General features: G+C 32.7%; 13 protein-coding genes. 2 read left to right on the top strand and 11 right to left on the bottom strand.

Features of this window, described 5'->3' with window-relative positions; translation table 11 throughout:
• Positions 1-26: 26 nt before the first annotated feature.
• The 10 genes from QMO11_RS04385 to QMO11_RS04340 all read right to left on the bottom strand — a co-directional run bounded on the left by QMO11_RS04385 (position 27) and on the right by QMO11_RS04340 (position 8,486).
• On the bottom strand, positions 27-848 hold the full coding sequence (locus QMO11_RS04385) for a hypothetical protein (protein WP_282036195.1): 822 nt from the start codon (positions 846-848) through the stop codon (positions 27-29).
• The gene (locus tag QMO11_RS04380) at positions 845-1,477 is read right to left on the bottom strand and encodes a hypothetical protein (protein ID WP_282036194.1); all 633 of its coding nucleotides are present in this window, start codon (positions 1,475-1,477) and stop codon (positions 845-847) included. The genes QMO11_RS04385 and QMO11_RS04380 overlap by 4 nt, the downstream gene beginning before the upstream one ends.
• A 68-nt stretch (positions 1,478-1,545) precedes the next feature.
• Complete coding sequence (locus QMO11_RS04375; protein WP_282036193.1) at positions 1,546-2,304, bottom strand: hypothetical protein; 759 nt, start codon at positions 2,302-2,304, stop codon at positions 1,546-1,548.
• Entirely contained in the window at positions 2,301-2,573 is a 273-nt protein-coding gene (locus QMO11_RS04370) for a helix-turn-helix domain-containing protein (protein ID WP_282036192.1), read from the bottom strand. The genes QMO11_RS04375 and QMO11_RS04370 overlap by 4 nt, the downstream gene beginning before the upstream one ends.
• 3 nt (positions 2,574-2,576) lie before the next feature.
• Positions 2,577-2,879: a helix-turn-helix domain-containing protein gene (locus QMO11_RS04365; protein WP_282036191.1), complete on the bottom strand. Its 303-nt coding sequence runs from the start codon at positions 2,877-2,879 to the stop codon at positions 2,577-2,579.
• Positions 2,880-3,020: 141 nt separating this feature from the next.
• Complete coding sequence (locus QMO11_RS04360; RefSeq protein WP_282036190.1) at positions 3,021-5,126, bottom strand: DUF6617 family protein; 2,106 nt, start codon at positions 5,124-5,126, stop codon at positions 3,021-3,023.
• A 29-nt stretch (positions 5,127-5,155) separates the two neighbouring features.
• A complete protein-coding gene (locus QMO11_RS04355; RefSeq protein ID WP_282036189.1) occupies positions 5,156-6,385 on the bottom strand; it encodes a site-specific integrase in 1,230 nt (409 codons plus the stop codon).
• Between the two features lie 320 nt (positions 6,386-6,705).
• Complete coding sequence (locus QMO11_RS04350; protein WP_282036188.1) at positions 6,706-7,494, bottom strand: tyrosine-type recombinase/integrase; 789 nt, start codon at positions 7,492-7,494, stop codon at positions 6,706-6,708.
• A gap of 27 nt (positions 7,495-7,521) precedes the next feature.
• Positions 7,522-7,977, bottom strand: a complete 456-nt coding sequence (locus QMO11_RS04345; RefSeq protein ID WP_345741843.1) for a DUF6538 domain-containing protein — start codon at positions 7,975-7,977, stop codon at positions 7,522-7,524.
• 311 nt (positions 7,978-8,288) lie between these two features.
• Positions 8,289-8,486, bottom strand: a complete 198-nt coding sequence (locus tag QMO11_RS04340) for a hypothetical protein (protein WP_282036186.1) — start codon at positions 8,484-8,486, stop codon at positions 8,289-8,291.
• A gap of 157 nt (positions 8,487-8,643) precedes the next feature.
• Here QMO11_RS04340 and QMO11_RS04335 point away from each other — a divergent pair, with 157 nt between their 5' ends.
• Positions 8,644-9,966 (top strand): Fic family protein, encoded by a 1,323-nt coding sequence (locus tag QMO11_RS04335; RefSeq protein WP_282036185.1) that lies wholly within the window; start codon positions 8,644-8,646, stop codon positions 9,964-9,966.
• A gap of 725 nt (positions 9,967-10,691) precedes the next feature.
• Positions 10,692-11,903, top strand: a complete 1,212-nt coding sequence (locus QMO11_RS04330) for a PIN domain-containing protein (protein ID WP_282036184.1) — start codon at positions 10,692-10,694, stop codon at positions 11,901-11,903.
• Positions 11,904-11,921: 18 nt separating this feature from the next.
• Here the strand turns inward: QMO11_RS04330 and QMO11_RS04325 are convergent, their stop codons facing one another.
• On the bottom strand, positions 11,922-12,824 hold the full coding sequence (locus QMO11_RS04325; RefSeq protein WP_282036287.1) for a tyrosine-type recombinase/integrase: 903 nt from the start codon (positions 12,822-12,824) through the stop codon (positions 11,922-11,924).
• Position 12,825 lies beyond the last annotated feature (1 nt).

Below are 12,825 nucleotides of genomic sequence, written 5' to 3'. Positions count from 1 at the left end.
TGTGTATTTGGTGTTTTTTAGAAGTGCTAATTTAGTAATGTTTGGAGTTTTTTACGTTCGTCCCAATTAATTATTTTGGATGCGGTATGCTTCTGTAAATGATATAGATAATGGCCATTTTTTTCAAGGCTATAACCTAATGCTACAGTATCAACTATAGATAATTTGGCAGTTATATGACTTTTCATTGATGATTCCTCTGCCATCTCGAACAAAGTGTTGGCCTTAAAAATACTGTTAGAAAAGTGTGTATTTGTACTGCCAGTTATATAATTTATCAGCGTTATTTTATTTGGTGTGTTGTAATATAGAGCATTGAATTTTAACTCTTTTTTATCTGGATTTAAATATTCATTTACACGAATTTTATCGCTTGAAATAAATGATTTTAAGAAATTATTTGCCTTTGAAGCAAAGCGTTTAACTGCTTCTTTTTCTTTCTTGTTCTCGAATGTTATATCAGCAACACTCAGTACATTTTGAATAAATGTTGATAAGTCAAAAACTTTTGAAGCAATATTAATTGCATTAGATGTTTTCAAATAATAATACGTGTTACCATTACTAGCTTGCATTTCTTTAATATCGTAAGTGATTTTAAAATGCTCCAATACTTTAACAAAGCAAGGTTCATCGCTTAAACCCACTTCGTTATAAACACCTCCATTTACCCAAGCACCATCGGTTATAACAAATTCGTTACCCTGCTTAGTGAGAAATACTGATACAAATTTATTTTGTGTTGTTGCATAAGGACAAATTACCTCTAAAGTATCACCTCTTTGTTTATATTTCCACAAGGCATTGAACTCTGTTTTTATATTTTTGAATAACGGAACTAAATTCATGGGAACGTAACATTTTGATTCGGATCATTATTATTAAATGTCAAACCTAATTCATTAGGGGACACTTTTATTATTGGATAATCTTCTGCATTTAACCTAGTGTTTGATTCTTGAAAGAAATGCGCAATACATAGGTTGATATCTTCTAAAGCTTTAGCTTCTTCTTTGTTAATTAGTTTATCTGTTTTGAATGCAATCTCTAAACCATCATTATTAAATTTATGAAAATGAGGTGTAGTTATTGATTGCTCGCCTAGAGGAATACCAGTTACTCTATTACGATGTGTTTCTCCATCGCTATCAAAACGAAAGAATGGTTGAGGAATATAATCTTTATAACGTAGTTTAAATTGAAAGTAGTTATGGTTATTATATTTAACATCTACTATTAAGACCATATTATCAGAAATGCTTTTATGCTTTAGCACCTCTTGCCTAGACAAGGTATTGGCATTATTACCTATCTCATTAATTTCAATGACTTCTGAGAAAACAGATTTGCGCTCAGACAGTAATTTACTATATAGGGTATAGTTCTCTTTTACTTTTAGATTTGTTTTAGAAGCCATATAAAACGAACTATTGATTGATTCGCATACAGGCGAATGTACAAAATATATTGTTATCATTTTATAATTACAATTAGATGAGACTGTATAACTATACTATCCTTTAAGATACGTTTTACTATTGTAGGTTAATTGTGCTTTAATCTGCGATTGCGTTTGGCAATAAAAAAGAAGGTTATTTTATCGGGTAGTTGTTCGTATAGTTTGCCATTTTTGTAGAAAAATTTGTGTGCATCAGGGTGAAACTTACGTGCTTTCTTCGATTGCATTACACTGTCTTTTATCTCTTGCTTTTGTTTACGTATATGGATATACTTAGTGCATTTTGCAGCATCTTTCATTTTGGATACGTAACTTGGTGTGATGTTTAGTTTCTTTGCTACATAGTGTATAGGTAAAGAGAAGGACGGAAGGTAGCCGTTCAAACTGGAACGTCCTTTTTTCATTCCGACAGCAACAACTCTCCGTCCGTTTTCTTTAGCCTGTGTAATTTCGTAATAGTCTTTTTTACGTGCCACAACATATAATGCTACTGCCTGTACAAATCCTTTAAAGGAGTTATAATTATAGCCTTGCCATTGGACACTTATAATAGTTGCATCATTTAAACGATTGTGTAATACCTTAAAACTATTGATGTGATAGCTACCTGATTTACTATTCAATCCAATCCAACGCCATTTTAGAAGGTTATTTATTCTCTTTTTAAAGGTTGGCTTTGTTATGGACAACTCTCTGTATGCTTTATCTAACAATTGATTGTTGATTTTGAAATGACCGCTACATTGCAGTTTTAGCCAACAAAACAATTGAAGTTCTGAAATACACTTTTTTTGTACAGCATGGCAGCATATTGAACCAGGAATGCTCAGGCAGCTTGTTTTCATCGTCTGCTATAATTTTTCTTTAAAAGGTTTTCGACATCAGCTGTACGGTAATACATTTTTCCATCTATTTGAGAGAATGGTAATGTGCCATTATCGCGCATGGTTTGTAGCTTACGAGGACTGATGTTAAGTATTGACATCACTTCTTCTTTTGTGATCCATTCCTCTTTAAGTTGCTGTGTATGGGTTTTAGCAAACTTATCTAATTTAGATTGCAATGAATGGATATCTGAACGGATGGTTTTTACCAATAATAATACTTCCTGCATATATTACCCCTCCCTATTTCCAATGGTTAATGAGCTGACACGCTCTTGCACTGTTTGTTCTTCCTCTTGACGGTTACGAAGCAACCAGTTTTGCATATCATCACGTAAGAAGTATATTTTTTTACCCTCTGGACAAAAATGGGGAATACGTTTTTGCGATGTTAATTTATAGAGGTGGCTCTTGCTTAAATCGAGAAATAAAGCTGCCTCGTTAAGGTTTAAAACTGTTTTTGTAGCTATGGTTTGTTCAGTAATTTTTTTTTCAATGGTATCTAATCGTACCATTATTAATTCTTCCTGACTCATTTTTTTATCTTTTGAAGTAAGTAATGAGACTTGCGCAAGTCCTTTATTTGAACGTTTACTCAAAAGTAATTTGTAGCTACTAAGACAGCAACGGAAGTATTAGGTGAGTGTGAGATATCTCATACATCTCATTGTTTTTAATTAGAAATCTTTAAAAATGTTGTCAATCTTTGCTTTACTGGCTGGATTAGAAACTTTGTTTGAATATAGGTTTTGAGCTTTAAGTGGGTTTCCACGATTGGTGTAAAAGAGACCTGAATGACCAATTGTAGTGGGGCTTAAATTTTTAAAGTATGGTTTAAGTTTATCAATTATATAAGCCAGCTGATTGGTATAACAGGCAAAATGTATTTCGATATCGAGCTCTAAAGTATTTTTGGCACTAAGCACATTGTATAAGTCATGAGCTGTAGATAAATCTGTATTTAAAAAATTGAGTTGAAATGATAGTGATTCAATCAGGCTTAATAAAGATTTGGGAGTAGGTCTTAAGCCAAAGGTAAATGTTTTTTTCTCGGGTAGCTGCTTGACTTGCGCACTGGATATGCTATTGAGGATTGGTGTGAAATCGATATTTCTAACATCGTTAATGTATTGTTTTTGTGTTTCGAGATAATCCTGAAATATTCTTGTGTAGGAGTCTTCTGACTTTTCATTGAATTTACCTTGATATCTTTTCAACTCTATTTGACGAATTCTTAAATCATTTAATTTTGCACTAATGTAGGCATCTTTGTGAGGTATAGGACTTTTAGATAAATGTGTAGATAAGTTTTCGATACAATCGAAGAATAAATCGCGCATTGCTTCTTCAGTATTGCGTATTATGAAATCCATAGGTATCCGGAACATCTCAAAACTAAGCATTGTTTTATCAAGTATTTCCCTAACCCTTCTATACAAAAAGAAATCGAACGGCATTTCTTTTACAAGTTTCATTGCTTCCCAAAGATCGTGCGTTCGTTTATCAATCATACTAATTTGCACCTTACCTGTTAGCTCATTCCAAGTTGACCAAAAATGTTCTATACACTCTTGAATAACTAATGCTTTGGTTAACTGTTGAACATGGTTATTGATCTGATTACTCATAAATACATTAATGATAAAGGCATCTTTTAAAACTAATTCATCACGAATAACCTGATAGTAGTTTTGAAATTGTCCTTCTTCATTTAGCTCATGGCGTAATTCTTCTAAATTATCATATAAATGTTGTTTTTTATCGGTACCAGATAAACGAGAATAACCTTTGGATAATTGCTTTATTTTCTTGCTAGCAGATTGTTGGGCTTTTTGACGTGTATTTGTAAACAGGTTTTCAAGATCAGGCTTATCTATTGATTGAAAGAAATTACCCGATGTTAGAGCATCATCAACCCAAAGCATTACTTTATTAATGGAATAAAATAAAGTATAGGTTGGTGAGAATGCAGCTGTTGGCTTATGCTGCATCAGGACTTTTATGTGTTTGATGTTTGAGGGAGTGATTTTGCCCCAATACACTATATCCTCGGAGAACTTGTTAAAGTCGCTTAGTGCATGTGGATTTACTAAAGCACCGAAGTTGCATCCTTTCAAAAAAGGGAGTTGCTCTAATTTACTTATCAGGTGTTTGGGGTCTTCAAATAATTGTCCTTCTATTTTGGTTTCGTAGAAATGTTTTAATTGGTTTAAATAATCTTGAGGGCGTAATTCTGCTTCTAATTCTTTTTGTAAAAGCTTGATTAATATTTGTGTTTCAAATGCGATAACTTCAATAAACTTATCTACTTGCCAACGTTTAATGGCGTAGTAGTCTTCTTTGCTTATGTGATATAAGTAATCGAGCTCTAAGAAATAAGGGCAGTTTTTTCCATTTAAAAATTCCTGATACGTATATGGTGGAATTTTATCTTTTACATCAAATAGTAAACGCGCTAATTTTGATTTAAGAGCACCGTAATAGATGCTATCCCAGAGCATTTCACTTTCGTCAATTCTTAAAATAAATGATCTAGCGGCAAATGCCTTGAGCAGCGAATCGCTATTCTCGTAGTCTTCGGTATAAAATGGGTTTAAATCGTCTACTTTTTCATCGAGTAATTCGTGCTTTTCAGATACAAACTTAAATTGCTCAAACTGGGTTTTATTTTTTATTTTATGCAGATAATTTACATTAAAATCGTGCTCTGCTTTTTGGGTAGCTTGGTTGAAAATGGTATAAAACTTTTCTTCAAAGACTCCCTCGATTGTATTATACTGCATAAAATTAGGTTATAGACTTTAGTGCTAAGTTAAAAATTTAATAGTTTTTTTTGGAATGACTCTTTAAAGTCATCATCAAAACTATCTAAATAATGTTCGGTTGTTTTTAGATCTTTGTGACCTAAACTTTCTTTAATAAACTCTATTGGTGCACCGGAGCGTTTTAATACTGTTGCAAATGAATGGCGTGCAAAATAGGTGGTCGGTTTGAATGGGAGTTCTAATTTTTGACCGATACGCGCCATAAACTTATTAATTGATTTAGTTGCGCTTTTTACTTTTACTAACTCCTGTTCTGGGGTATCCTCTTTATCTATAAATCCGAAAATATAGCTGTCTGCTTCTATTGGTTTAACACCCCATTTATCAATTATATTTTCGATTTCGGGAAGAATGACAACCGTAATTTCTTTTAAATCGTGCTTGGTTGTTCGTTCTGTTTTTGACCTATAGAAATGGATTTTGTTATTGCTTATACTACTGTATTTTAAACGTGCAATATCTTTCACATTAACTCCATTGGCTAAATAACTAAACAACCATAAATCACGAGCTCTAGCCTCATACTTATTTTCGGGTACATATTTCACTAATTGACCAATCTGCTCAATAGTTAAAGCTTTTTTCTTATTATTGGAGGCAGGGATTTGATACTTTCTTTTTCCGAAAGGATATGAGTCACGATCTAAATGTCCATTAGCAATTGCATTATTTAAGATGGTACGTAAGCTTCTCAGGTATATTCCGATTGTTGTTCGAGATTTGTCACTTGCAATCATCCACTTTTCATAATCTTTTAACCAATCAGGTGTAACATCCCAAAAATTTAACTTCTTCCTATTTTTAGCTTCCTGACATTTCTTAAGTGAATTTAGTGCACATTTATAACTCTCTGCAGTGCTTACTCGACCATCTTTTAATAAAGTTTCGATATAGGTTTGGAAAGCTGAAAATACATCAATTGTAGAACGAGGGGCTTCATTAAATTTCTTTTCAAATGCAGCAAACGTAAAAGGATGTATATCTTTTATAATTGTTCGTGCTTTTAACTCAACTTCATTAAAATATAGTAAATGGTCTTTGTAGGTTTTACGTGGTTTCTCCGCATGCACTTTGTCCCATTCATCAATGGTTAAGGATACATTAATTGGATAATACTTTTGAATACGGTTATGTGTAACCCTAAGTTTAACAGCATAGGTTGAATCTTTTTTTTGAATTCTTTTATCCAAAATTACAGATGTTGTTACGCCTATCATAGTCTATAAGTCTTATTTTATAAGTATGTTATGAATTATATTCATACATACAATATACATACAAAGGCTTATAAAAACAACAAATAAGAGTTAAAAAGAATAAGCAAATACACTGTAACTAACAGTTATACAGCACATAGGAAATTAAAGAGCAATCAACAGAAAGAAGTAAGAAATGACTCATAATCAGGTGGTCCCTGGTTCGAGCCCAGGTGGGCCCACTGGAAATCAAGCAGTTACATTAAGTTGTAACTGCTTTTTTATTTTGTGCACACCATGCGCACAAGGTTTTAATCTTCTAGCAATTTTTTATTTTATAGTTATAGAGGGGGAGTAAAAGCAATCTTCTGCAACCACATTTGTGCTGTCTCTAACTTATGCCCTCGTCCATATTTAGGTTTATTGGAGCTATGACCCATCATTTGATCAATCACCTCCTCAGGTGCGCCAATATCACGCAGTCTATCTTTAAATGTATGGCGTAACGAATATAATGTATGAAAGCTTGTTGGCTTCAAGTTATTATCCCTTATATGCTTATTCACGATATTAGAAATAGAATCAGCATGTTTATATCTAGTAAAACCATTTGGCATTTTTTGAAATGCATGTAATGCTGTGCCGACTAATGGAATCTTGCGCTCTGAATGTGGTGTTTTAAGCTCCCTCTTTTCCTTTGGTCTAATATAGATATATGGTATCGGCTCATCTAAGAATATATCCTCTGTCTCTAGTCCAACCAACTCTCCTTCTCGTGCCCCTGTATCTGCCATTGCGTATACTAAGTATTTTGCATCATCATTTAGCTTATCTAAACTTGGAATAATTTTATCTTGCACATATTCGGCTTCGAATGGAGGTCTTGAACGTTTGGTTAGTTTGAACCTTGTATCATTGAATAGCTCATTCTCATTAAATGGAATTTCTTTGGCTTTGGAAACGGTTTTGCAAATATCCTTCACATATCGCATTTTCTTATTTGCCGTATCAGCACTCATACCATCAGCAATAGCCTGCATTAAATGCTGATGAAATTTTAAGATATCCGCACGCTCAACTTCCTTTAATCCCTTATTACCGATAAGCTTGACAAATTCCTTATGAGCCAAGTTTCGTGGATTTTTATACTTTTTAATTTAGTGTTCAGACTTATTGGCAAATCTATCGCTGCATTGTGTCCAGAATAAATCAATTGATTTTTTTAATGATATTGATGAAGTCTTCGCAACACCAAGTAAAGCTTTACTAACCTCTGGTTTACCCAAATGTTTAAATGCTATATCAAGACGTTTTGTTAATTCTGTAATTGGTGATGATATAGAAAGCTCTTCACAGCTTTTATAAGAAAATCCATGATTGCGAGCTATAGCTGTTGCCTTAGAATGAAATTCTAGCATATTACCATGAGCTTTTTTAAACTGAGCCCATACTTGCAATAGCTCTTCTTCAATAGCTACAGCCTTTTTCATTGCTTCAAATTTATTTTTAGTTTTAAGAGAAAATCTAATAGCTTTTTTATTTTCGTATTTCTCCATATACGGAGGTACACGTTTGACAAAATAATAATAGCCTTTTCTAATAGTAAGTCCCATATGCTGTTACCCAATTTGTTGTACAAAATGTTGTACAAATTCTAGCAATATGAGGGCACCACGCATTACGCACATAAAAAAATAACCCACAAACACTTGAATTTGCTAGGCTTTATGATTTTGACTGTATAGATACACCATTAAAAAATGGTGCTCCGGGGCGGTCATATGGAAATAAAATAAACATCGTAAATAGTTGTAATTACAGTATTATTTTCAAATTGCCCATAAATAATGTTGTACATTTTTTGACCTTAGTCTGCTCATAAAGCTATAAATGAGACTAGCACAAATAGGTAAAAAAGTAAAGTTTATTGGTTAAGGATTTTGCTCAACAAATCTTCTTGTTTTTGACGTTGTGAAATTTCACGCTCAAGACGTTCATATATAGGCAGTAACTTTTTCTGATTATCATTACTGGCACGTTTAATAATTTCAGCACATTGCATCTTTGCTGTTTCCAGCTTTTCAACTTCAATAAAATTATCATTCTTAAATTCTCTGTACATATCAATACCTCGACTAATGACTTAATAGTACACTCAAGAATAATACATTTCTGATAAATAAATACGCACAGAATTAATGATAATCATACTTGCAGTATCACTGTAATATATATAATATTGCTACTATATATTTCCAGATAACAAAAAGCCAAATCATATGCAAGAATCAAATAGAGTTGAATTAAAAGAAAAACTAACCGATGGACTTGAAAAAGAAGTTGTTGCTTTCTTGAATTACCGTGAAGGAGGTATGATATATATTGGCATTGCTGATGATGGAACATCAGTTGGCGTTGACTCTGCCGATGGCGAGATGTTGAAAATTAAAGACCGCCTAAAGAATAATATTTCACCATCATGTATGGGGCTATTTGATATTGTTCGAGAAACTGTTGATGGTAAAGATGTCATTAAACTAATTATAGCTAGTGGTTCAGACAAGCCTTATTATCTAAAGAAAAATGGTATGAGTGAAAAAGGCTGCTTTATACGTATTGGAACAGCATCAGAACCAATGACTATCGCAATGATAGAAACTTTATTTTCATCTCGAACAAGACATTCTATCGGTAAGATGAAATCTAATAAGCAAAAGTTAGCATTTGAACAATTACGAATTTACTATGACTCTGTGGGTAAAACCCTGAATGATAAGTTTGCTGATAATTTAGAATTAAAACTTGAAGATGATAGTTATAACTATGTAGCTTACTTACTTTCTGATGAAAATGGCAACTCAATCAAAGTTGCTAAATATAAGGGAACTAATAAAGTCGAATTAATTGAGAGAAATGAATATGGGCATTGCTCTCTAATCAAAGCCACTAAAAGCGTATTAGATAAGCTTGAGCTTGAAAATAAAACAATCACCAAAATAACTTCAAAAGAACGTCAAGAACAGCGTTTGTGGAATCCTATCGCCCTACGTGAAGCGGTGATTAACGCAATTATTCACAATGACTATTCAAATGAAGCATCTCCTCAATTTGAAATATATGATGATAGGTTGGAAATAACTTCTGCTGGTGGCTTGGTATCAGGATTATCAAAGGATGAATTCTTTGAGGGCTACTCACTTCCAAGAAATAAGGAATTAATGCGAGTATTTAAAGACCTCGATATGGTTGAGCAATTGGGTTCAGGTATACCGAGGATATTAGAGACATATCCAAAGGATAACTTTAAATTTTCGGATAATTTCCTGCGCATGACATTCAAAAAATCACAAGTTGAAGAAAATACCCAGCAAGTGACCCAGCAAGTGACCCAGCAAGTGACCCAGCAAGTCCAAGATGTATTAAATATCATGGATGGAGAAATCTCTCGTGCTGAAATTCAAGAAAAACTAGGCCTAAAAGACAGAAATAATTTCACAAATAACTATCTAAAACCAGCACTTGAGGCAGGCGTTATTGAGATGACTATCCCTGATAAGCCAAACAGCCAAAACCAAAAGTATAGAGCTAAATCAAGCCAATAAAAAATACTATGCGAAGGTAGGCGCAGTTTTAACTAGTCAAGGTCGAGCCCTTTGGGTTTTGGTGAAAAATTTTTCTCTCTCACAAAAAAAAGGAGAGAAAATTTTTAACTCAAAAACCTATGACAAGCAAAAACAGCTTTGCCTAACAAAAAGCATCGTTCTTTTTTCTTTTTGTCCTTTTTCTTTCTTCTTTAAAAATATGAGAAAAAAATATTAAGGATATGACGCACAAATGTGTAAATTATTATTCTGCATAACCCAGAATATTTACCAGAATTATTTGATTAGTGTTAGTGAAGTTTACTCTTAAAATATTGATTTTTTAAATCCATTTTTGCTCTGTTGAAAGTTTGTCCTAAGCAGTGCTTTTGCAATCTGAAATCTTGTCCTAAGCAGTGCTTTTTAGAATTAATTTTTATCTACAGACATCTTCCCTAAGCAGTGCTTTTAGTCTTCGAAATCCTCAGACGCACATTTGTGCGAAACAATGTTTGCACAGCCCATTAATAATTGAGTAATTTTCGATGATTTTTTTATATTTGATACCCTTCATTAGTCAGAAATTATAACTTTACCCAAGAACAGCTTTTTATAGGAAAATTGTCGTTTTATTACATTTTATTATGAAGAAACACAGATCTTATTCTGATATAGTCAGTCTATAGAAGTTAAACAATGCTTTACCTGTCTTGAAGTAATATCAACTTCTACTTAAGGGGGAAAGCATGAAAAAAAGTTTTATAGAATATCATATTGGTGAACATGAAGAGAACATATATAATAACGCCTTAATAGTACTTGATACAAATTCATTACTAAACCTTTATAGGTATAGTAAAGATCCAAGAGCAAAATATCTAGAAATACTCTCTCATGTTAACGATCGATTGTTTTTAACCCATCAGATTGGGGCTGAGTTTTATAAAAATAGACATGCTCTGATTACCGATCGTTCTTCATTTAAATCTAATCTCAAAAAGTTCATAGACAAGCAACATGACTTTCTTTTGAATAGTATTGAAAGTTCAGCTGAATGTTCTTCTTTACGTATACTTAGGCATGAAGAAGATCTGAGGAAAGAGATAGAAAATGACATAATAGATGTTCGCACAAAAATATCTGCTCGTATAGATAAGTTTATGGACGATGTTGATATCAATTATATTTATAGAGATGATCCAATTCTAAAGGAAATTACTGATCTGTATAGTGATAAAATCACTGCTGAACTGTCCTTAGATGATAAAAAAGCAATTTTTAAGGAAGGAGATGAACGTTTTTTAAATAAAATCCCACCAGGGTATAAAGACGAAAAGAAACCAAGTCCGTTTAAATATGGTGACTTAATTATATGGAAAGAACTCATGCGTTTAGCAAGTGAAAAGAAAACAGACATATTGTTCATATCTGATGATCGAAAAGAAGATTGGGTTATAGAGTTAAATGGAAAAGATCTTGGCGCACGCAAAGAGTTAATTAAAGAGTTTTATAGTGAAACAGGACAGTTGTTTAGTTCAATAACAACTAAAAGCTTTATTCAAATGATGTCAGATAAGTTTCATGTAGATGCAACTGATGATCTTAAAAATGAAACAGATCAAATAAAAATAGATTTAATTAATAAAGAAAGAAGTGAGCCATATCATACAACAAAATATAAAAATCGATTGTCAAATTTCTTATTAGATAACAAATACAAGAACTCCCTAGGTGATCTTGGGAGAGCGCTTAATATTAACGATAGTACTTTTAATGAAAGCCAAGAAGTTATCAGTCAATTAAAAAACAGTCTGAGTGAAGTTCTTAAGTATAGAAGCCTCAAGGATTTACAGTTAAATAATGAATTAAAAGACAGCCTAAATGATGCTTTTGAATACAAGAAACTTAGAGATGTATTATTAGAGAATGAATTAAAAATAAGTGAGGATAGAAAATAGTGATGAATAATAAAAACATCACCCTCCAATAATCTTAGCATTGTAATCATCTATAATCTCTTTATTCAAACTGGCTAAATATGTTTGAGTAGTGGTTAATTTTTGATGACCTAGCATTTCAGATATTGCGGTGACTGGCACAGCCATATTGTTGGCTATGCTGGCAAATGAATGCCTAGACACATAACTGGTTAAATGTTCGTCTATTTCGGCATCCTTGGCAATTCTACGCAGTTGTTTATTATATAATCTACGTTGAGACATGATATCTCGATATTGCTCATCTAAACTATCTCGTTTGATAATTGGTAGTAAATAATCGTCCTTGTCCTTATTTGTTTTGTAATAATCAATTATCTCTGAGAGGTTTTCAGTGATCTTAATATCATAAAACTTGCCTGTCTTTTGTCGCTTATATTGCACGCGACCATCAATAATATTACTAACCTTTAAATGGGCTAAATCAGAATATGGTGCACCCATAAGATAGAAACTCATCAAGAAAATATTGCGAGTTCTAAATAACACATTCTCTGGCTCGTATTTTAATGCTACGATTTTTTGAATAGCATCCATTGAAATAGCGCGCTTTTTAGTTGGTTCTGACTTGATCGTATAATTAGCAAATGGATATGTCTCTAGTGATGCAATTGATTGTTTTATTGCCTTGTTATAAATCGCGCGAATGGTCCGCATATAAACCGCCAAACCATTAAGGCTATTGCCCTTTCTTAAATAGTAGGTTTCAAATTTTTCTAAAAAACTATAATTCAATTCATTGAAACTCAAATCACGTTTATTGCGGAATACTTTCATCTCACGCAGGCAATTCTCATAACTCCTAGCATTGCCAATTCGGTTTTGCTGTTTAAGTTCAACTATAATTTTAGCAGTATAATTAAAAACGCTCTGATCAGTAATT

The sequence above is a fragment of the Saccharicrinis aurantiacus genome, from assembly GCF_947489045.1.
GTDB classification, from domain to species: Bacteria; Bacteroidota; Bacteroidia; order Bacteroidales; family Marinilabiliaceae; genus Saccharicrinis; species Saccharicrinis aurantiacus.
The sequence above is the reverse complement of the archived record's forward strand: the minus strand, read 5'-3'. Positions and strand labels throughout refer to the sequence as shown.

Bases quoted from the DNA above. Each gene is read 5' to 3' on its own strand.
- QMO11_RS04385 (WP_282036195.1), bottom strand. From the start codon at position 848: ATGAATTTAGTTCCGTTATTCAAAAATATAAAAACAGAGTTCAATGCC.
- QMO11_RS04380 (WP_282036194.1), bottom strand. From the start codon at position 1,477: ATGATAACAATATATTTTGTACATTCGCCTGTATGCGAATCAATCAAT.
- QMO11_RS04375 (WP_282036193.1), bottom strand. From the start codon at position 2,304: ATGAAAACAAGCTGCCTGAGCATTCCTGGTTCAATATGCTGCCATGCT.
- QMO11_RS04370 (WP_282036192.1), bottom strand. From the start codon at position 2,573: ATGCAGGAAGTATTATTATTGGTAAAAACCATCCGTTCAGATATCCAT.
- QMO11_RS04365 (WP_282036191.1), bottom strand. From the start codon at position 2,879: ATGAGTCAGGAAGAATTAATAATGGTACGATTAGATACCATTGAAAAA.
- QMO11_RS04360 (WP_282036190.1), bottom strand. From the start codon at position 5,126: ATGCAGTATAATACAATCGAGGGAGTCTTTGAAGAAAAGTTTTATACC.
- QMO11_RS04355 (WP_282036189.1), bottom strand. From the start codon at position 6,385: ATGATAGGCGTAACAACATCTGTAATTTTGGATAAAAGAATTCAAAAA.
- QMO11_RS04345 (WP_345741843.1), bottom strand. From the start codon at position 7,977: ATGGGACTTACTATTAGAAAAGGCTATTATTATTTTGTCAAACGTGTA.
- QMO11_RS04340 (WP_282036186.1), bottom strand. From the start codon at position 8,486: ATGTACAGAGAATTTAAGAATGATAATTTTATTGAAGTTGAAAAGCTG.
- QMO11_RS04335 (WP_282036185.1), top strand. From the start codon at position 8,644: ATGCAAGAATCAAATAGAGTTGAATTAAAAGAAAAACTAACCGATGGA.
- QMO11_RS04330 (WP_282036184.1), top strand. From the start codon at position 10,692: ATGAAAAAAAGTTTTATAGAATATCATATTGGTGAACATGAAGAGAAC.